This window comes from Pseudomonas sp. GW456-L12, assembly GCF_059424045.1.
In genome coordinates this window covers 13,101-32,119 of the sequence record NZ_JBWKZA010000005.1, presented here as the reverse complement: position 1 = coordinate 32,119, position 19,019 = coordinate 13,101, and the positions used below count along the sequence as shown (strand labels likewise).

The window sequence follows — 19,019 nt, the reverse complement described above, 5'->3', positions numbered from 1 at the left end:
CTAGAGGGGCAAGGCCAGATAGAACTGGGTTCCCTGCCCGGGCCGTGAATAGACGCCCATGCGCCCACCGTGCAGTTGCACGATTTCCTTGCACAGCGCCAGGCCCAGGCCGGCCCCGCCTTTCTTGCGTCCGACCTGGACGAAGGGTTCGAAAATCCGCCCCTGTTGCCCGTAGGCGATGCCTTCGCCGTTGTCTTCGACGCTGATGATCACCCGCTCGCCATGCCTACGGGCCTGCAAGCGGATCAAGCCACCCTTGGCGGTATGCCGCAGGGCATTGTCGATCAGGTTGTCCAGCACCCGCTCCAGTTGCATGCGGTCAGCGTGCAGCCGCGGCAACGGCGCCTGGAGCTCCACCCGCAGCTCGATGCCCTGCGCCGTGGCTGCGCCGATGAAGCGGTTGCGCGCCTGCTCCAGCAGCTCTTCCAGGGTGCAAGGCGCCAGGGTGAGTTTCTGCAGGCCGTTTTGATAACGCGAGAAGTTCAGCAGGTCGTTGATCAGTTGCATCAGGCGCTGCATTTCTTCGTTGACGGTGTTCAGCAGGTCGGCTTCGCGGGACTCTTCAGGGAAGCGCAGACGTTCCTGCAACAGGCCGAACGCCATGTGCATGCCGGTGACCGGGGTGCGCAATTCATGGGAGGCACGCAATACGAACTCGCTGCGCACACGCTCGAAGGCTCGCTGCTCGGTGACGTCGTGCAGCACCATCACCGCGCCGAGGATATGCCCCTGGGGATGGCTGACCGGGGTCAGGCTGTACGTCAGCAGGCGCGATTCGCCATCGACCTCGACGCTGAGGTCTTCCGGCGCCCGTTCCAGGGTGCCGCCGCGCAATACCAGTTGCAGTTGCTCGTCCAGTTCCGGTCGCTGCAGGGCACTGCCCAGCCCTTGTCCGAGGCGCTCCTCGTCCCAGCCCAGCTGACGTTGGGCTACCGGGTTGAGGTGTTCCAGGTGACCCTGGCGGTCGATCATCAGCAAACCGTCGTCGATGCTGTCGAGCACCGATTGCAGGCGCTGCTGGCCGGCGAGCAGTTCGTCGACATTGGTGGCCTGATGCTCGCGCAGGGCTTGGGCCATGATCCCGAAGCGCCGGGTCAGCAAGTTCATCTCGGCAGCCGCAGACAGGGGCAGGGTCACGTCGAAGTTGCCCTGGCCGATATTGTCGGCGGCCTTGGCCAGCGCTTCGATGGGGCCGCCAAAGCGCCGGGCGATGCCGTGGGCGGTGATGAAGCCGATGATCAGCACGGCCAGCCCGACCAGGCCAAGCAGTCCGGCGATCAGCAAGGCGCGATTGCGGGCCTGGTGTTCGATGTCATTGATGTTGTCCAGGGCCTGCTTGTGTTCGCCGATCAAGCCATTGCGCAGGGTATTGAAGCGGTGGGTCAGTTCGGTATTGCCATTGACCCCTGCCGAGCTCCCGTCGGCGCGCTCGAAGGCTTCGAAGAAACGCTGGTAATCGTCGCGTGCCTGGGTGAAGCCGTTACGCACATTGTTTTGCCGTTCATGCTCGATGCCCTGCTCGAGCAGGGCCAGGTATTCCTGCCTGGAGTCGTCCAGCGCCGTCCGGTCAGGGTTGTGGTTGAGCATGATGAGCAGTTGGTCGCCCAGGGTCTGTCGTAGCTTGAGCCCCAGGTCCAGGGTAATGAAGTTGTTGCGGATCAGCGCTTCCTGGGTCTTGGCCATCTGCATCACGCTGACCAGCCCGAGCAGCAGGCCAAGCAGCGCCACGGTGATCAGCGCCGAGATGCTCAGAAACAGTCTCGTGCGCAGTTTCATCGCTAACTTCATGAGGGGCGGCTCACAGGTTGTACTGTTTGCGTTTGCGGTACAGCGTCGAGGCGTCGATGCCGAGCGTCTTGGCGGCCTGGTCGAGGGTATCGCTGGTGGCCAGCACGGCGCCGATATGGGCTTTCTCCAGCTCGTCCAGGCTCAAGGCCGCGCCGATGCGCGGGGTGTTGTTGGTCGGTTGCTCGGCCATGCCCAGGTGGCTGATCTCCACCTTTTCCTGGGGACAGATGATGCTGGCGCGTTCCACCACGTTGCGCAGCTCGCGGATATTGCCCGGCCAGCGGTAATTGAGCAGCGCTTCGCGGGCATCAATGCTGAAGCCACGGGCGGGACGGGCGTATTCCTTGACGAAGCGCGCCAGGAAACGGTCGGCCAGGGTCAGGATATCTTCGCTGCGTTCGCGCAGCGGCGGCAGGTGCAGGGTGATCACGTTCAGGCGGTACAGCAGGTCTTCACGGAAGCGTCCGTCGCGCACCATGTCCTCGAGGTTGAGGTTGGTCGCGGCGAGGATGCGCACGTCGGCGCGGCGGGTCACCGGGTCGCCGACCCGCTCATATTCCTTGTCCTGGATGAACCGCAGCAACTTGGGTTGCAGGGTCAGCGGGAAGTCGCCGATCTCGTCGAGGAACAGCGTGCCGCCGTCAGCCTGGTTGACCCGGCCAAGGGTGCTTTCGCTGGCGCCGGTGAAGGCTCCGCGGCTGTGACCGAACAGCTCGCTCTCCATCAGCTCGGCGTTCAGCGAGGGGCAGTTGATGGTGACGCAGGATTTCCTGGCGCGCTTGCTCCAACCATGAATGGCCCGGGCCAGCTCGCCCTTGCCGGTACCGGACTCGCCGAGGATCAGGATGTTGGCGTCGGTGCCGGCGACCTGGCGGGCGGTTTCCAGCACCACTTTCATCGCCGGACTGTGCGAGTCCAGGCCGTCCTTGGGTTTGCGTACTTCGCCTTCGAGGGCCTCCAGGCGCGCCGAGAGCTGGCGGACTTCCAGCTGCTTGGCGGTCGCCAGGCGCAGTTGATCGGGGCTGCAGGGCTTGACCAGATAGTCGGCGGCGCCGGCCTGGATGGCGTCCACCGCGGTGTCGACGGCCGAATGGGCGGTGACGATGACCACCCGCATCCAGGGGGCCTGGATGCGCATCTGGGCCAGTACGTCCAGGCCGTTGTCCTCGCCCAGGCGCAGGTCGAGGAAACACAGGTCGAACACCTGGCGTTGCAGCAAGGCATCGGCCTGAGCGGCGCTATTGGCCGTGGCGACGGTGTAGCCCTCGTCTTCCAGGCAGTAACGGAAGGTACGAAGGATCGCGGACTCATCATCTACCAGAAGAATGCGGCCTTGATTTTCCGGTGCTGATTCCATGTCCGAGGCTCCTGAAGTGAGTGATCTTATTTAGTCCCGGAAAAATCGGGCAAGTTGCATGGTTAATTCTGATCGATTTCCAGGCGTGCAGATTAGTTATCTCCGGGGTCTATTGCTAATAGATTGAAAACAATAGGTTTTTTATTGATTTCAGGTCTTGCCCGCAGTCCTTTCCCGATTTCGCCACTGTACTCCATGCATTTTCAACTGCGCTTTTTTCCTCAAGTACCGGGCCGATCGTGCAATTCGCACGGCATCCAGGGCGGCATCGTGCAGGATGGCGTATGGCAAACCTCTCAATATGAATGCAAGTCATTGTTTTTATTTGGTTTGCTCTAATCGTGAAAGCTGGCATGCAGGCTGCAACAACCTGATCAGGCTCGGTTGAACAAGCCGCAGGCACAGCAACAAGCGTTGAGAACAATGACCCCCATGGGAGGAGCTTCCGGATGAAACGCCAACGTCTCGCCCCATTGTCTGTTTCGTCCCTGCATCTGCAGCAGGGATTGTTCGCCAGCCTGGCATTGCTGGTGACTTTGATTGGCGGTCAGCAGTTTTCACGTTGGGAGCAAAGCCAGCAGCAAGAAGCTGTGAGGTTGCCGGTTTCTCATCCCACTCAAACCCACTTCAGTGCAGTCAGCACTCGGTTTGCCGATTCCGCCCCGATACTTCTGATGGACGTCGACCAGGCTCAGCCTGCCACCGACACGGCTTATCAGGAGCGCTGGGTGTTCTAGGCAGGACAGTCGGTGCGCAACGGCGGGCCGGCTAGGCAGTACCTCTAAATAGAAGCGTAAGGAGAATGACCATGTTGAGCTGGGCAATCACATTCCTGATCATTGCCATCATCGCCGCGGTACTGGGCTTTGGTGGTATCGCGGGCACCGCCACGGGTATCGCCAAGATTCTCTTTGTCGTTTTCCTGGTGATGTTCATCGCTTCCTTCTTCTTTGGCCGTCGTGGTCGAGGTTGAACATGAGCGTTTCTTTGAAAACATTGGCCGCCGCCCTGTTGCTGGGCGGCGCGGCCACGGCGATGGCGGCCAACGACGGTCAGACCCGGGTCAACGAGTTGTTGAACAGTGACCCGCAATACCGTGAAACCTGGCAGGAAGTCGTCGAAAAGGAAGAGCGCCTGCCGGAATGGGTGATGAACCTGTCCGGTGACGCGCAGCAGATGAATGCGGTGGAAGAAGACGGCGACAAGTACCTGGTCGGTCCGCTTTGCGAAACCCGCGATACCTGTCGCAACCAGCGCCTGATCGTGGCGTTCAGTTTCGACAAGAAAGACGCCTACGCCATGTTGGTCGAAGTGCCGGCGGGCCTGCCCGCTGACAAGTCGCCGACCCGCCATGCCGAATACCGCTTTCTCGGCAAGCCGGACGCTGGCATGCAGGGCTTGCTCAAGGAACAGCTGAAAAAGGACCCGAACTGGTACTGAGTTGGCTGTTCGAAGGTTCGACCATGGAAAGCAAGCGCCCACCCGGGCCTTGCTTTCTGTTGCACCGCCCCGAGGAGGGGCCGCGCATGACCAGGGGCCGGGACGTTCTGATCGAAACCGGATCGGAGTGACCTAGGGGTACAGGGAGTGCCTCCGCGAGGGCCGGGTCAGGAAAAACTGCGGCGCAAGTTCGCCAGCCGCTCAGGCTTGACGACTTGCGTCGTGTTTGAATGCCACAAACCTTTGTGGCAGAGCGGTGGCCTGCTTTTTCAGACGGGGGACGCGGCAACCATTCCCAGATGTGTGGCCTAACCGTTTCACGGTGTTTCCTTGCGACCGTACATCGAGAAACTTTTGGCTTTTTCCAGATGAGATTTCTGGTTCTAACGTAAGAACTTTCCCTTCTTTCGAAGGTCATTTCGAACCCACTCAAAAACGCTGAATGCCGCCTGAAATGGCCGTTTCACGGCAGATGGTCAGGCCGAAATGTCGCATTCGAACCGGTTGGGACGCCCGTTTCGTTTAGAAAAACTCATGCCGATTCGGCATAGGGTAGGCGTTTACGGCATTAGACGCGCCCCCCTTGCGTCGGAATAGTTGCGCCTTTTTTCGCCTGCAGAGAGCCGTAAATGCTCGCTCGGGGTGACCTTATACGGGGGCCGATGCACAGACTTTTCCGCCATTGAGCGTTCCAGTTCGCGCATCAGCCCGAGTCCAACTGAAGTAAGGGTAATGATATGAAGAAGGCAAAACTAAGCCTCGCCTGGCAGATCCTCATCGGTCTGGTGCTGGGGATTGCAATTGGTGCGCTGCTCAACCATTTCAGTGCCGAAAAAGCCTGGTGGATCAGCAACGTCCTGCAACCTGCGGGCGATATCTTTATCCGCTTGATCAAGATGATCGTGATCCCGATCGTGATCTCCTCGCTGATCGTCGGTATCGCCGGCGTGGGCGACGCGAAGAAACTCGGGCGTATTGGCCTGAAGACCATCATCTACTTCGAAATCGTCACCACCATCGCGATCCTGGTCGGCCTGGTGCTGGCCAACGTGTTCCACCCGGGCGCCGGCATCGACATGAGCACCCTGGGTACCGTGGATATTTCCAAGTACCAGGCGACCGCCGCCGAGGTACAGCATGAACACGCGTTCATCGAAACCATCCTCAACCTGATCCCATCGAACATCTTCGCGGCCATGGCCCGCGGCGAGATGCTGCCGATCATCTTCTTCTCGGTGCTGTTCGGCCTCGGTCTGTCGAGCCTGCAGGCCGACCTGCGCGAGCCGCTGGTGAAGATGTTCCAGGGCGTCTCGGAAAGCATGTTCAAAGTCACCCACATGATCATGAACTACGCGCCGATCGGCGTATTCGCCCTGATCGCAGTGACCGTGGCCAACTTCGGTTTCGCCTCCCTGCTGCCGCTGGCCAAGCTGGTGATCCTGGTTTATGTGGCCATCGCCTTCTTCGCCTTCGTGGTCCTGGGCCTGATCGCTCGCCTGTTCGGCTTCTCGGTGATCAAGCTGATGCGCATCTTCAAGGATGAGCTGGTGCTGGCCTACTCCACCGCCAGTTCGGAAACCGTGCTGCCGCGGGTGATCGAGAAGATGGAAGCCTACGGTGCGCCGAAAGCCATCTGCAGCTTCGTGGTACCGACCGGTTACTCGTTCAACCTCGACGGTTCGACCCTGTACCAGAGCATCGCGGCGATCTTCATTGCCCAGCTGTACGGCATCGACCTGTCGATCAGCCAGCAACTGCTGCTGGTCCTGACCCTGATGGTCACCTCCAAAGGCATCGCCGGCGTACCGGGCGTGTCCTTCGTGGTGCTGCTGGCGACCCTGGGCAGCGTGGGCATTCCGCTGGAAGGCCTGGCCTTCATCGCCGGTGTCGACCGCATCATGGACATGGCCCGTACCGCGCTGAACGTGATCGGCAACGCCCTGGCGGTCCTGGTCATCGCGCGTTGGGAGGGCATGTACGACGACGCCAAGGGCCAGCGCTACTGGAATTCCCTGCCGCACTGGCGCAGCAAGGAGCCGCTGCCGGCCGGTGAAGTCACCAAAGGCTGACAGCTGTAGCCGTGATCATCGACAAACCCCGGTCAATCCGGGGTTTGTCGTTTCTGTCTGCACCGCTATCATTCGCCGCATCTTTTGGGGGAATAACTGATGCTCAATGGCCTGTGGCTTGGCTTCTTCATCGTGGCGGCCGTTTCAGCGCTGGCGCAGTGGCTGGTCGGCGGTAACGCCGGGATCTTCGCGGCGATGGTGGAAAGCATCTTCGCCATGGCCAAGCTGTCGGTGGAAGTGATGGTGCTGCTGTTCGGCACCCTGACCTTGTGGCTGGGCTTTTTGCGGATCGCCGAAAAGGCCGGGATCGTCGACTGGCTGGCCAAGGCCCTGGGCCCGCTGTTCACCCGCCTGATGCCGGAAGTGCCGCCCGGCCACCCGGCCATCGGCCTGATCACCCTGAACTTCGCGGCCAATGGCCTGGGGCTGGACAACGCCGCCACGCCGATCGGCCTCAAGGCCATGCGCGCCTTGCAGGACCTCAACCCCAACGCGACCACGGCGAGCAACGCGCAGATCCTGTTCCTGGTGCTGAACGCCTCGTCCCTGACCCTGCTGCCAGTGACCATCTTCATGTACCGCGCCCAGCAAGGCGCCGCCGACCCGACCCTGGTGTTCCTGCCGATCCTGCTGGCCACCAGCGCCTCGACCCTGGTCGGCCTGCTGTCGGTCGCGGTGATGCAGCGCTTGCGCCTGTGGGACCCAGTGGTGCTGGCCTACCTGATTCCCGGCGCCCTGGCCCTGGGTGGCTTCATGGCCTTGCTCGCCACGCTGTCGGCCACCGCGCTGGCGTCGCTGTCGTCGATCCTGGGCAACCTGACCCTGTTCGGCCTGATCATGTTGTTCCTGGTGATTGGCGCGCTGCGCAAGGTCAAGGTCTACGAGGCCTTCGTCGAGGGCGCCAAGGAAGGTTTCGACGTCGCCAAGAACCTGCTGCCGTATCTGGTGGCCATGCTCTGCGCGGTGGGCGTGCTGCGCGCCTCCGGCGCCCTGGACTTCGGCCTGGACGGCATCCGGTATCTGGTGGAATGGGCTGGCTGGGACACACGCTTCGTCGATGCCCTGCCGACGGCCCTGGTCAAACCCTTCTCCGGCAGCGCCGCGCGGGCCATGTTGATCGAAACTATGCAGACCCAGGGCGTGGACAGTTTCCCGGCGTTGGCCGCGGCGACGATCCAGGGCAGCACCGAGACCACTTTCTATGTGCTGGCGGTGTACTTCGGCTCGGTCGGTATCCAGCGGGCGCGCCATGCCGTCGGCTGCGCCCTGCTGGCCGAGCTGGCCGGCGTGGTGGCGGCGATTGCGGTGTGCTACTGGTTCTTCGGTTAAGGCTCGGAACGATTCTCGGATAAGCCTCGCGCCTACCAGGAGCATCCTGTAGGCGCGAGGCTTGCCCGCGATGAGGCCATCAACGCCTGACCAGCTGACTGCCCTGCTTCACCGTCCACTCCACCACCTGCCGGTTCAAGGCATCCCCGGCCTGGCCAAACCCGGCGACCACCGCCGGCACCTTGGTATCGTTCAGCGGCTGGCGCACTTCGAAGCGCTGGCTGGCCAGGATCTTCTGGTCGTAGCCGCGCACCAGGCGCGCATCCAGGCGGATCACCACCGCCACCGCCTTGCCCTGGTATTCGCTCTGGAATGCCTGCAGGTTGCCGCCCAGTTCGAGGTCGGTCTGCACATCGCTGTCGTCGGTGCCCAGCAACTGCACCCGGCCATCGGCGAGGAACCCATCCAGCAGCCGATTGCGCAGCAGCACCGGCGCCGGATCGCTCCAGCGCGCGTCCTTGTAGCTGCTGATCACATCGCCTTGGGGGATCACAGCGATTCTCGCGCTGTTCAAGGCGTCGCTCGCCAGGGGTTTGGTCAGGCGCAGGGACCAGGGCTGCACGTGGCCCTGAGGCCGGGCTGTGGCGCTCTGGGCCGTGGGCAGGCGATAGATATCCACCGGGTCGGCCTGGGGCAGGATCGAGCAGGCGCCGCTCAAGGCGAATCCGGCGGCCAGGGCCAGCCGGCCGAATGGGCGATAGGCACGCTTCATGGCGTGAACTCCTTGTTCTTGTCACTGCCCAGCAGGTAGCCGCTGGGGTTGGCTTCCAGGCGACGCGAAATGGCCCGCAGCGAGCTCAGGGTATCGCGCAGCTCGCGCACGGCCGGCGCCAGGCCATTGAGGCCCTGGATGCCGTTGTTCAGCGAGTCCTGGTTGTCGGTTAGCAGTTTGTTGAGGGTGGCGCTGCTCTGTTCCAGCGATTGCATGGCCAGCTCGGCGCTGCCGAACATCTGCTTGCCTTGCTCGTTGAGCAGGCCGTTGGCGTTGCGCATCAGCGCGGTGGTCTGTTCCAGGGTGGCGCTGGCCTGCTTGCCGATGGACGCCAGTTGCTGCATGGCCAGGCGCACGTCGCCGCGCTGTTCGGCGATGGCCCCGGTGGTCTGCTCCAGGTGTTCGAGGGTGTTGCCGATGCGCTCGACGTTCTCTGGCGAGAACATGCTGTTGGCGTTGTGCAGCAGCAGGTTGACGCTGGTCATCAGGTCTTCGCTGTTGTTCAGCAGGCGGGCGATCGGCGATGGCGAAGCGACGATCACCGGCAGTTTGCCGTCCTTGCCCAGAAGCGGCTGGCTTTGTGGAGTACCGCCACTGAGCTGAATGATCGAGGTCCCGGTGATGCCGGTCAGGGTCAGCTTGGCCTGGGTGTCTTCCTTGATCGGGGTTTCGCCGCTCAGGCGGATCCGCGCCAGGACCCGGCGCGGGTCGTTCGGGTCCAGGCGCAGGCTGACCACATCGCCGACCTTGATCCCGCTGTACTGCACGGCGCTGCCTTTGGACAGGCCGCTGACGGCCTCGTTGAAGATGATCTCGTAGTCCTTGAACTCCGTGTCGACGCTGGACTTGGCCAGCCACAGGCCGAACAGCAGGGCGCCGACCACCACAATCACGGTGAACAGGCCGATCAGGACATGATGGGCTCGGGTTTCCATGTCATACCTCGTTGAGCTGTGTAGCGGCCTGATACGCCGCGCGGCCGCGAGGGCCATGGAAGTACTCGTGAATCCAGGCGTCGTCGGTCTCGGCGACCTGGTCGATGGCATCCGCCACCAGCACCTTTTTCTGTGCCAGCACCGCCACCCGGTCGGTGATGGTGTACAGCGTGTCCAGGTCGTGGGTGACCAGGAACACGCTCAGGCCCAGGGCGTCACGCAGGGTCAGGATCAATTGGTCGAAAGCCGCGGCGCCGATCGGATCGAGACCGGCGGTGGGTTCGTCGAGAAACAGGATGTCCGGGTCCAGGGCCAGCGCCCGGGCCAGGGCGGCACGCTTGATCATGCCGCCGGACAGCGAGGCCGGGTATTTGTCGGCCGCCGACAACGGCAACCCGGCCAGCGCCAGTTTCACCGCCGCCAGGTGCTCGGCGTCGGCGCGGCTCAGGCCGGCATGCTCGATCAGCGGCAGGGCGACGTTTTCGGTCACGGTCAGCGACGAAAACAGCGCGCCCTTCTGGAACAGCACGCCGAAGCGCCGTTCGATCAGCGAGCGCTCATGTTCCGCCAGGCTCGGCAGGTTCTGGCCGAAGACCCGTACCGAACCTGCGCTGGGCTGGCGCAGGCCGATGATGCTGCGCAGCAGCACCGACTTGCCGCTGCCTGAACCGCCGACCACCGCGAGGATCTCGCCCTTGTACAGGTCCAGGTCGAGGTTTTCGTGCACGCTCTGCGGGCCGAAGCGATTGCACAGGCCGCGGACTTCGATCACCGCCTCGGCGGGCGGACGGGTTGAACGGTTCACCAGCCCATCTCCATGAAGAACAGCGCGGCGACGGCATCGAGGACGATCACCACGAAGATCGATTGCACCACGCTGGAGGTGGTGTGGGCGCCTACGGACTCGGCGCTGCCGCTGACCTTGAAGCCTTCCAGGCAGCCGATGGCGGCGATCAGGAAGGCGAAGATCGGCGCCTTGACCATGCCCACCAGGAAGTGCTGCACGCCGATGTCCGATTGCAGCAAGGCGAGGAACATCGCCGGCGAGATATCCAGCGACAGCGCACAGACCACCCCGCCGCCGACAATCCCCGAGAGCATCGCCAGGAAGGTCAGCATCGGCAGCGCCACCAGCAGCGCCAGGACCCGGGGCAGCACCAGCAGCTCCATCGGGTCCAGGCCCAGGGTGCGGATGGCGTCGATTTCCTCGTTGGCCTTCATCGAGCCGATTTGCGCGGTGAAGGCGCTCGCGGTCCGCCCGGCCATGAGGATCGCGGTGAGCAGCACACCGAACTCACGCAGGAAGGAGAACGCCACCAGGTCCACGGTAAAGATGCTGGCGCCGAAACTCTGCAGCACCGTGGCGCCGAGGAAGGCCACCACGGCGCCCACCAGAAAGGTCAGCAAGGCGACGATGGGCGCGGCGTCGAGGCCGGTCTGCTCGATATGCGCGACCATCGGCGTGATGCGCCAGCGCTTGGGGCGCAGCAGGCCGCGGGCCAGGGTTTCGAGGATCAGGCCGACAAAACCCAGCAGCTTCAGGGTGTCCTGCCAGATGGCGTCGACCGCCTTGCCGATCCGGGTCAGCAACTGGATACCGACTGATATTTCCGGCTCCTTGAGCGGTACGCAGAAGTCGGTCAGCGAGCAGTAGACAGTCTGCAGCAGCGCGCGGTCGGCCGAAGACAAGGTACAGTCGGGGTGTTCGGTGGACTGGCCGAGACGCTCGGAGCCCAGCAGTTCGACCAGCAGCGAGGCGCCCGCGGTATCCAGGGCGCCGAGGCCGTTGAGGTCGATGTGGGTGCTGGCGTCGTACTGTCCGGTGAGCTTTTCGCAGAGGTGCTTGAGCTCGGTGTAATGGACGAGCGTCCAGTCCCCCGCGACTCGCAACCGCGAGGGGGAACTCGACGTATCCAGTTGGGCACTGCCGGCCGTCGTGCTCTGGGTCATAAGCTCCGTGCTTGTATGGTTTTTACGCAGTGCTACGTAATACCACGATCGAGACGACTTTGCCTTGTACTAAGGTGCTGAGTCTTGCCCGTTGGTGCCGGTGATCTTGAAGCGCAGCACGCCGATCACCTGCCCGTCTTCGGTCAGCACCCGGACCTGCCAGCTGCCGGTCGGATCGCCGGGGAAGTTCTGCTTGTGCGACCAGGCGCGGTAGCCCTCCTTGCGCCCGCCGTGGATGTCCAGGGCCACTCGGTCGACCTCTTTACCGTTGAATTGCCAGACGTGATAAATGCGCTCGTCCAGCCCGCGCGGCGCATTGATCGCGGTGTAGGCATACAGCCCGGCGCTGCGCACGTCGTTGGCGCTGACCTCCTTGAGGCTGGCGCCGGGGGTGCGGTCCTGCAACTGGGTGCTGATGGCTTCCTCGGCGATCCACAAGGTCGCCGGCGGAACCCAGGAGCGCAGCAGCCAGCCAGTGCCGCCGATGGCCAGGGTCATGCCCAGCAGCATCAGCGCGCCGCGCAGGTTGCGGATCGGGAAGATCGACGCGAGGCTGGGGAACGACAACAGCATGGCGATGCCCAGGGCCAGCTTGAAGCTCTGCGCGGTGGTCAGGTGCAGGATGATCGGCAGCGCGGTCAGCAACGCGGCGAACAGCGTCAGGGTGTGCAGGGCGAGGAACAGCCAGCGGCGTGGGGCCAGCCATTTGTAGTACAGCGGGTCGATGATCGAGACCAGCGCCGAGGCGCCCAGCAGGCCGGTGAATACCAGCTGCCCGCTGTTCCAGGCGGTGGTGATGAAGAAGAACGGCAGGACGAAAAACAGGCTTTCCTGGTGAATCATCTGCGTTGCGTAACGCAGCAGCGGCTGGGGGATTTCCCGCTTGAAGATCTTGGTGAACAGCTGGGTCAGGCTGTTTTCCAGCATCAGCCAGATCCAGCTCACCAGCATGATCACGGCGATCCAGGTGGCCAGGCCCTGTTGGCGGTCCACCAGGATGAAACTGCCGACACCGGAAATGAAACCGCCGAGCGCAATGACCCCTGGGTAGCGCTTCATCAGTTCCAGGATGCGCTGCATGTAATGAGTCAGGTTTGGCATTCGGCGATCACACTAGAAAAAATCCCCGACAGAATAACGGTTTAGCATGACAAAAGACGCATCAGGCACGGATTCGTTTGCGATAAGCCCGCCAGCCGAACAGCGCCAGAACAATCAATAGCAGTGCGCCGAGGATCAGCCCGCTCAAGGCCGCATAGCTCAGCAGCGGTTTTTCGATCCGCAGGTAGCCGGGCTGTTCCAGCAGTTGGCGCATGGCCTGGTTGGCCTGCTTCAGGCTGACGGCTTGCAGGCGCTTGGCCGGGTCGCTGAAACGCCCGTCCGCATAGTCGCTCAAGGCGCCCCAGTAGTAGTCCGCCAGGGCGCTATTGCCCTGTACCGCCCAGGCCTGGCGAGCAATGGCGGCCTGTTGCAGACGGGCGAAGGTGGCCGGCTCCAGGCCGTCCTTGAGCAGTTGCGCCTTGAGCTCGTCGATCGCTTGCCGGGCCTCGGGGACGTCCGCGCGCTCCAGGTCGGCATTCAGGCTGAGAAAGCCGACGCCGCCGAACACCTCGCGTTCGCTGTTCGGCCCGTAGGACAGCTCATGCTGCAGGCGCAGTTTCTGGTACAGCGCCCAGTCCAGGTAATCCTTGAGCAGATCGAAGGTTTCATCGTGCTGCCGGTCGAGGGTCGGTTCGGGGAACAGCCAGTGCAGCTTGGCGCTGTCGCCGACCCAGCCGTGGATCAGGCTGCGCTCGGCGGCGGCCGTTTGTTGAATGTCCGGCAGGCCCTGGTGCTCGCTGGGCTCCACCGGCTCCAGCGCGCCGTAGCTGCGTTCCAGGTAGGCCGGCAACAGGCGGTCAAGGTCGCCGACGACGATCAGGGTCATGTTGTTCGGCGCGTACCAGTCCTTGCGCAACTGCTCCAGCTGTTCTAGGGTCAGCTGATCGACCTCGGCCCGTTCGGCGCACTTCAGGCCCAGCTCCACCGCCAGCTGGTTACTGGCGGTGTGGCCCAGGTCCTGGCGGTCCAGCCAGCGTTGCAGGTGCGAGTAGTGCCCGCCGTCCTCGCGCTCGACCACCCGTTTCGCCGTTTGCAAGGCAGTGTCGTCGAGTTCGGTGCGGGTCAAGAGGGCCAGCAGCAGGTCCAGCACCTTGCGCTGGTTTTTCGCTGGGGCCTCGATGACGAAGGTGGTGTCGGCATTGCTGGTGTAGGCATTCCACTCGCCGCCCAGGGCTTGCATGCGTTCCTCCAGCCCACCCTCGCCGCTGGCGTCGATGCCGCTGAACAGCAGGTGTTCGAGCACATGCGGCAGTTCCTTGTCGGCGCAGCCGAAGTCGTCCAGCCCTACCCCGACCACCAGGCGAATCGCCACGTGGCCGCGCACGTTGCCCGGCTTGAGCAGCAACTGCAGGCCGTTGGGCAGCATGTAGCCCTCGACCTGGAAGCGATCCAGGGCAAACGAATGGGCTGATCCGAGCAGCAGACAGGCGAATAACAGGCAACGCATAACGGGCTTCCTTACGACGGGCGTAAGTTCTACAGACTTCGGGTAACTGTGGACGTTCAGGGTGAATGGGTGATGTCAGCCATATCGTCCACGGCAAGCGCGCCGGTTTCGGAGGAACCCAGCACCACGTAGGCGCTGCCGCAGAACAGCGAATTCAAGCGCTTCATATCGGCGATCAGTTCCAGATGCAGCGAGCTGGTCTCGATGCTCTGGACGATTTTACGTTGCAGACGGCTGACATGGGCATGGGCCAGGCGACGTTCTTGAGCGCGAAAGCGGCGTTTTTCCCGCAGCAGCTGGCGCGCGCTTTCCGGATCGGCGCTGAGAAACACCGAAAGCCCCAGGCGCAGGTTGGCGATCAGCTGTTCATGCAGGCCGGCCAGTTCTTCCAGGCCGACTTCGGAAAAGGAGCGACGCTGCGCAGTCTTCTGCTGCTGGACCTTGCGCAGCATGCGTTCGATCAGGTCGCTGGCCAGTTTCAGGTTGATCGCCAGTTCGATGATCTCGGCCCAGCGCCGGCTGTCCTGTTCGCCCAGGTCTTCCCGGGGCATCTGCGCCAGGTAGAGTTTGATCGCGTTATAGAGCACTTCGACATCGTCGTTGAGGTTGCGCATTTCCTGGGTGATCGCGGTCTGCTTGCCGTGCAGCACATCGCGCACGGCTTCGAGCATGGTTTCGACCAGGTCGCCGATGCGCAGGGTTTCCCGCGCCGCGTTGGCCAGGGCCAGGCTAGGGGTGGCCAGGGCGGTCGGATCGAGGTGGCGAGGCTTGGCCCGGCCATTGGTTTCCGGGCGCTCCGGCAGCAACCAGGTGCAGACCTTGGCCATCGGCCCGACCGTCGGCAGCAGTACTAGGCAACGCAGGGTGTTGTAGAGCAAGTGGAAACCGATCACCACCTCTTGCGGGCTGAAGTCCAGGCTGTCCATCCAGTGGGCGAGCGGGTCGAGCACCGGAATGATCAGCACCAGGCCGATCAGCTTGTACAGCAGGCTGCCCAGCGCCACCTGGCGGCCGGCGGCGTTCTGCATGTTGGTGCTGAGGAAAGCCAGCACCCCGCTGCCGATGTTGGCGCCGATCACCAGGCCGATGGCCACCGGCAGGCTGATCACACCGGCGCCGGCCAGGGTCGCGGTGAGCAGCACGGCCGCCAGGCTGGAGTAGGAAATCATGGCGAACAGCGCGCCCATCAGGGCGTCGAGCAGGATGTCGCCGGTCAGCGAGGCGAACAGGACTTTCACGCCCTGGGCATGGGTGATGGGCGCGGCGGCTTCGACGATCAATTGCAGCGCCAGGATGATCAGCCCCAGGCCGATCCCTACCCGCCCGAGCTGGCCGGCGCGGGTCTGTTTGCGCGATAGGAAGAAGATCACCCCGAGAAAGATCAGCAGCGGCGACAGCCAGGACAGGTCGAAGGTCAGTACCCGGGCCATCAGCGCGGTGCCGACGTCGGCGCCGAGCATGGTCGCCAGGGCGGGTGTCAGGGCCATCAGCCCCTGGCCGACGAACGAGGTGACCAGCATCGCCGTGGCGTTGCTGCTCTGGACCATGGCGGTGACCAGGATCCCGGCGATGAAAGCCAACGGACGCTTGGCCATGTTCTGGCCGATCAGGTGGCGCAGGTTCGAGCCATAGACCCGCAGGATGCCGGTGCGGACGATATGCGTGCCCCAGATCAGCAAGGCCACGGCGGACAGCAAATTGAGCAGGGTGAGCATAACGGCCCCCTGTGGTGAATAGCGCCCCAGAGGGGCAAGTTAACGGTGCCGCGCGTTGTTCTACGTTCTGTACTTAAGCTGTAGTTGGCTAACGGTCTGTGCGCCAGCATCGCATAGCTGATGCGGCGATTGAAACAAAACTGCCATAAAGAAAACGACTTTCTGCAGGCGTGAAAAAGGGGCTCGAAAGCCCCTTTTCCTGCTGCGCTCTCGGGTTATTGACCCGGGATGTCCTTGCGCAGTTTCACCGGGTCCTGCTGCTTTTTCTTTTTCGCGATGGCGGTGCGCATCTTGATGTTGATCGCCTCCACCGCCAGCGAGAAGGCCATGGCGAAGTAGACGTAGCCTTTTGGCACGTGCACTTCGAACGCCTCGGCGATCAGTACGGTACCGACCACCAGCAGGAACGACAGCGCCAGCATTTTCAACGACGGGTGCTTGTCGATGAACTCGCTGATGGTGCCCGAAGCCAGCATCATCACCAGCACCGCGACGATGATCGCCGCGACCATGACCGGTACATGGGAGACCATGCCGACGGCGGTGATCACCGAGTCCAGGGAGAACACGATGTCGATGATCGCGATCTGGATGATGGTGTAGAGGAAGTTGCCGCCCTTGCCGCCTGGCTCTTCCGCGGTTTCGTCCTCGCCTTCCAGGGAGTGGTACATCTCCTGGGAGCTCTTCCAGAGCAGGAACAGGCCACCGAAGAACAGGATCAGGTCACGCCCGGAAATACCCTGGCCGAAGACCACGAACAGGTCGGCGGTCAGGCGCATGACCCAGGTGATCGACAGCAACAGGAGGATCCGCGTGATCATGGCCAGCGCCAGACCGAAAATCCGGGTCCGTGCCTGCATGTGCTTGGGCATGCGGCTGACCAGGATCGAGATCATGATGATGTTATCGATACCCAGGACGATTTCCAGGGCGGTCAGGGTAAAGAAGGCAACCCAGATTTCCGGGTTGGTCAGCCATTCCATGTGTATTCCTTTGAGCGAGTGTTGTACCGCGCCAGTCGAGATTTCCGAGAACGAAGTCTAGCGGCCGGCGCGGTGAGTCAATTGCTTTTTATAGAGTGCTGAACAGCGGAAAAATCCCCATCAGCAAGGCGGCGAACATTATGCACAGGCAAACCAGCACTGCCCACTTGAGGGTGAAGCGCTGGTGATCGCCGAACTCGATACCGGCCAGGGCTACCAGCAGGTAGGTGGATGGTACCAGCGGGCTCAGCAAGTGCACGGGTTGGCCGACGATCGAGGCACGTGCCATTTCCACCGCGGTGATGCCGTAGTGACTGGCGGCCTCGGCGAGGACTGGCAACACACCGTAATAGAAGGCGTCGTTGGACATGAAGAAGGTGAACGGCATGCTCACCAGCGCGGTGATTACCGCCAGGTACGGGCCCAGTGCATCCGGAATCACCGCCAGCAGGCTCTTGGACATGGCATCGACCATGCCGGTACCGGACAGGATGCCGGTGAAGATACCGGCGGCGAAGATCAGCCCGACCACCGCCAGCACGCTGCCGGCATGGGCCGCGACGCGATCCTTCTGCTGTTGCAGGCACGGGTAGTTGACGATCATCGCGATACTGAAGGCCACCATGAACAGCACAGGCAGCGGCAACAGGCCGGCGATCAGTGCGCACATCAGGGCGAAGGTCAGGGCGCCGTTGAACCAGATCAGCTTCGGACGACGAGCATCCGGGAACTGCGAAACGCTGATTTCGCTGTGGTCGATCTCGTCGCCCTGCAGGTGCAGTTCACCCAGGCGCGCACGTTCGCGCTTGCCGTACATGTAGGCGATCGCCAGGATCGCCACAACGCCGGCCAGCATTGCCGGGATCATCGGCACGAAGATGTCCGACGGGTCGACATGCAGCGCACTGGCGGCACGGGCGGTCGGGCCGCCCCAGGGGGTCATGTTCATCACGCCGCCGGCCAGGATGATCAGGCCGGCCATGATCCGCGGGCTCATGCCGATGCGGCTGTACAGCGGCAGCATGGCCGCCACGCAGATCATGTAGGTGGTGGCGCCGTCGCCGTCCAGGGACACCACCAGCGCGAGCACGGCGGTACCGACCGAGACTTTGAGCGGGTCACCCTTGACCAGCTTGAGGATCTTGCGCACGGCCGGGTCGAACAGGCCGGAGTCGATCATCAGGGCGAAATACAGGATGGCGAACATCAGCATCACGCCGGTCGGCGCCAGCTTGGTGATGCCTTCGAGCATCATCGGGCCGATCTTCGGGGCGAAGCCGCCGAACAGCGCGAACAGGATAGGAACGATGATCAGGGCGATCAGCGCGGACAGGCGCTTGGTCATGATCAGGAACATGAAGGTGATGACCATGGCGAAGCCAAGGAAAGTCAGCATGGGAATACTCCAGGCGTAGCGCGGCTAGGGAATGGCGAACCGGATGGGGTCAGCGCAGAGCGGGAAGCGCGGGACGGGCTGGAGGAAGCGGGACGAAAAGGCGGGTACGAACGGACATCAGAATCACCATTGTTGTTGTTAATTGGGCCTGGAGGCGCAAAAACGCCCATTGGCCAACCGGTCTGTTGCCGGTAGTGGAGGCGATCCTAATCGCGGAAGCTTTCAGCTACCTTTCGTTGTAGAAAGCAATGAGTGGATGCGTCGCGAGCCGACGTGCGGTCAAAAAACAACCAGATCGGCCCGTTGGCCGAGTTTTCCGGAACAGTCGCTGGGAGGTCCTCGTATGAGCCTGTTGCACACCGGCGGTTGCCACTGCGGCCAGCTGCGTTATCAGTTCAGCGGGCCATTGTGCGATATCGCCCATTGCCATTGTTCGATCTGCCGGCGGGTCAGCGGCGGCCTGGTGACTACCTGGATCACCCTGCCCCGCCAGGCTTTCCAATGGCTGGCCGGGACGCCGGCCCGCTACGACTCTTCGCCCGGTTGTGCGCGGTATTTCTGCCCGAACTGCGGAGCGCATCTGGCGCTGGTCACCCAATTGAGCCCGGACAGCATCGATGTGACCATCGCCACCCTGGACCATCCGGAGCTGGCGCCGGCCGAGCGGCATATCTGGACCGACAGCCGTTTGCCCTGGTTGCATCTGGATGAGCAGTTGCCGGGAGAGGCCGAGGAGACGTTGTAAGGTTGTGGGATCGCTTCGCAGGCAAGCCTCGTTCCTGCGCATTCTCGTAGGA

The 19,019-nt window shown here is 62.8% G+C and carries 17 protein-coding genes; 6 read left to right on the top strand and 11 right to left on the bottom strand.

The annotated features are described in order from the left end of the window. Nucleotides 1-1,788 carry a KinB sensor domain-containing domain gene (locus tag AC07Y9_RS08015; protein WP_102678770.1) on the bottom strand — a complete coding sequence of 596 codons (1,788 nt, stop codon included), beginning with the start codon at nt 1,786-1,788 and terminating at the stop codon, nt 1-3. A 10-nt stretch (nt 1,789-1,798) separates the two neighbouring features. Continuing rightward, nucleotides 1,799-3,145, bottom strand: coding sequence for a sigma-54-dependent response regulator transcription factor AlgB (algB, locus tag AC07Y9_RS08010; RefSeq protein WP_102678771.1), 1,347 nt, complete (start codon nt 3,143-3,145; stop codon nt 1,799-1,801). 449 nt (nt 3,146-3,594) lie between these two features. Here algB and AC07Y9_RS08005 point away from each other — a divergent pair, with 449 nt between their 5' ends. The 5 genes from AC07Y9_RS08005 to AC07Y9_RS07985 all read left to right on the top strand — a co-directional run bounded on the left by AC07Y9_RS08005 (nt 3,595) and on the right by AC07Y9_RS07985 (nt 7,983). After that, nucleotides 3,595-3,882 carry a hypothetical protein gene (locus AC07Y9_RS08005; RefSeq protein WP_087092808.1) on the top strand — a complete coding sequence of 96 codons (288 nt, stop codon included), beginning with the start codon at nt 3,595-3,597 and terminating at the stop codon, nt 3,880-3,882. 71 nt (nt 3,883-3,953) lie between these two features. Next, nucleotides 3,954-4,118 (top strand): DUF1328 domain-containing protein, encoded by a 165-nt coding sequence (locus AC07Y9_RS08000; RefSeq protein ID WP_003177151.1) that lies wholly within the window; start codon nt 3,954-3,956, stop codon nt 4,116-4,118. Between the two features lie 2 nt (nt 4,119-4,120). Continuing rightward, a complete protein-coding gene (locus AC07Y9_RS07995; RefSeq protein WP_007924277.1) occupies nt 4,121-4,585 on the top strand; it encodes an inhibitor of vertebrate lysozyme family protein in 465 nt (154 codons plus the stop codon). Nucleotides 4,586-5,322: 737 nt separating this feature from the next. Then, a complete protein-coding gene (gltP, locus tag AC07Y9_RS07990) occupies nt 5,323-6,654 on the top strand; it encodes a glutamate/aspartate:proton symporter GltP (protein ID WP_007924276.1) in 1,332 nt (443 codons plus the stop codon). 99 nt (nt 6,655-6,753) lie between these two features. Continuing rightward, nucleotides 6,754-7,983, top strand: a complete 1,230-nt coding sequence (locus AC07Y9_RS07985; protein WP_053263260.1) for a nucleoside recognition domain-containing protein — start codon at nt 6,754-6,756, stop codon at nt 7,981-7,983. A gap of 79 nt (nt 7,984-8,062) precedes the next feature. Here AC07Y9_RS07985 and AC07Y9_RS07980 read toward each other — a convergent pair whose 3' ends face one another. The 9 genes from AC07Y9_RS07980 to AC07Y9_RS07940 all read right to left on the bottom strand — a co-directional run bounded on the left by AC07Y9_RS07980 (nt 8,063) and on the right by AC07Y9_RS07940 (nt 18,222). Next, complete coding sequence (locus tag AC07Y9_RS07980; RefSeq protein ID WP_102678772.1) at nt 8,063-8,695, bottom strand: ABC-type transport auxiliary lipoprotein family protein; 633 nt, start codon at nt 8,693-8,695, stop codon at nt 8,063-8,065. Beyond that, nucleotides 8,692-9,630, bottom strand: a complete 939-nt coding sequence (locus tag AC07Y9_RS07975) for an MlaD family protein (protein ID WP_053263262.1) — start codon at nt 9,628-9,630, stop codon at nt 8,692-8,694. Before AC07Y9_RS07975 ends, AC07Y9_RS07980 begins: the two co-directional genes overlap by 4 nt. Before the next feature lies 1 nt (nt 9,631). After that, nucleotides 9,632-10,435, bottom strand: a complete 804-nt coding sequence (locus AC07Y9_RS07970; protein WP_009041542.1) for an ABC transporter ATP-binding protein — start codon at nt 10,433-10,435, stop codon at nt 9,632-9,634. Continuing rightward, on the bottom strand, nt 10,432-11,580 hold the full coding sequence (locus AC07Y9_RS07965) for an ABC transporter permease (RefSeq protein WP_102678773.1): 1,149 nt from the start codon (nt 11,578-11,580) through the stop codon (nt 10,432-10,434). Before AC07Y9_RS07965 ends, AC07Y9_RS07970 begins: the two co-directional genes overlap by 4 nt. Nucleotides 11,581-11,649: 69 nt before the next feature. After that, nucleotides 11,650-12,681, bottom strand: coding sequence for a DUF5924 family protein (locus AC07Y9_RS07960; protein WP_007924268.1), 1,032 nt, complete (start codon nt 12,679-12,681; stop codon nt 11,650-11,652). 61 nt (nt 12,682-12,742) lie between these two features. Beyond that, the gene (locus AC07Y9_RS07955; RefSeq protein ID WP_087092805.1) at nt 12,743-14,128 is read right to left on the bottom strand and encodes a M16 family metallopeptidase; all 1,386 of its coding nucleotides are present in this window, start codon (nt 14,126-14,128) and stop codon (nt 12,743-12,745) included. Nucleotides 14,129-14,184: 56 nt separating this feature from the next. Continuing rightward, nucleotides 14,185-15,843 carry a Na/Pi cotransporter family protein gene (locus tag AC07Y9_RS07950; RefSeq protein ID WP_009041545.1) on the bottom strand — a complete coding sequence of 553 codons (1,659 nt, stop codon included), beginning with the start codon at nt 15,841-15,843 and terminating at the stop codon, nt 14,185-14,187. Nucleotides 15,844-16,058: 215 nt separating this feature from the next. Further along, a complete protein-coding gene (locus AC07Y9_RS07945; RefSeq protein ID WP_007924262.1) occupies nt 16,059-16,826 on the bottom strand; it encodes a TerC family protein in 768 nt (255 codons plus the stop codon). An 88-nt stretch (nt 16,827-16,914) separates the two neighbouring features. After that, on the bottom strand, nt 16,915-18,222 hold the full coding sequence (locus tag AC07Y9_RS07940; protein ID WP_007924260.1) for a CitMHS family transporter: 1,308 nt from the start codon (nt 18,220-18,222) through the stop codon (nt 16,915-16,917). Between the two features lie 343 nt (nt 18,223-18,565). Between AC07Y9_RS07940 and AC07Y9_RS07935 the strand changes: the two genes are divergently transcribed. Next, on the top strand, nt 18,566-18,967 hold the full coding sequence (locus tag AC07Y9_RS07935; RefSeq protein ID WP_053263266.1) for a GFA family protein: 402 nt from the start codon (nt 18,566-18,568) through the stop codon (nt 18,965-18,967). The last annotated feature ends 52 nt before the right edge of the window (nt 18,968-19,019 follow it).

Bases quoted from the DNA above. Each gene is read 5' to 3' on its own strand.
- AC07Y9_RS08015 (WP_102678770.1), bottom strand. From the start codon at position 1,788: ATGAAGTTAGCGATGAAACTGCGCACGAGACTGTTTCTGAGCATCTCG.
- algB (WP_102678771.1), bottom strand. From the start codon at position 3,145: ATGGAATCAGCACCGGAAAATCAAGGCCGCATTCTTCTGGTAGATGAT.
- AC07Y9_RS08005 (WP_087092808.1), top strand. From the start codon at position 3,595: ATGAAACGCCAACGTCTCGCCCCATTGTCTGTTTCGTCCCTGCATCTG.
- AC07Y9_RS08000 (WP_003177151.1), top strand. From the start codon at position 3,954: ATGTTGAGCTGGGCAATCACATTCCTGATCATTGCCATCATCGCCGCG.
- AC07Y9_RS07995 (WP_007924277.1), top strand. From the start codon at position 4,121: ATGAGCGTTTCTTTGAAAACATTGGCCGCCGCCCTGTTGCTGGGCGGC.
- gltP (WP_007924276.1), top strand. From the start codon at position 5,323: ATGAAGAAGGCAAAACTAAGCCTCGCCTGGCAGATCCTCATCGGTCTG.
- AC07Y9_RS07985 (WP_053263260.1), top strand. From the start codon at position 6,754: ATGCTCAATGGCCTGTGGCTTGGCTTCTTCATCGTGGCGGCCGTTTCA.
- AC07Y9_RS07980 (WP_102678772.1), bottom strand. From the start codon at position 8,695: ATGAAGCGTGCCTATCGCCCATTCGGCCGGCTGGCCCTGGCCGCCGGA.
- AC07Y9_RS07975 (WP_053263262.1), bottom strand. From the start codon at position 9,630: ATGGAAACCCGAGCCCATCATGTCCTGATCGGCCTGTTCACCGTGATT.
- AC07Y9_RS07965 (WP_102678773.1), bottom strand. From the start codon at position 11,580: ATGACCCAGAGCACGACGGCCGGCAGTGCCCAACTGGATACGTCGAGT.
- AC07Y9_RS07960 (WP_007924268.1), bottom strand. From the start codon at position 12,681: ATGCCAAACCTGACTCATTACATGCAGCGCATCCTGGAACTGATGAAG.
- AC07Y9_RS07955 (WP_087092805.1), bottom strand. From the start codon at position 14,128: ATGCGTTGCCTGTTATTCGCCTGTCTGCTGCTCGGATCAGCCCATTCG.
- AC07Y9_RS07950 (WP_009041545.1), bottom strand. From the start codon at position 15,843: ATGCTCACCCTGCTCAATTTGCTGTCCGCCGTGGCCTTGCTGATCTGG.
- AC07Y9_RS07945 (WP_007924262.1), bottom strand. From the start codon at position 16,826: ATGGAATGGCTGACCAACCCGGAAATCTGGGTTGCCTTCTTTACCCTG.
- AC07Y9_RS07940 (WP_007924260.1), bottom strand. From the start codon at position 18,222: ATGCTGACTTTCCTTGGCTTCGCCATGGTCATCACCTTCATGTTCCTG.
- AC07Y9_RS07935 (WP_053263266.1), top strand. From the start codon at position 18,566: ATGAGCCTGTTGCACACCGGCGGTTGCCACTGCGGCCAGCTGCGTTAT.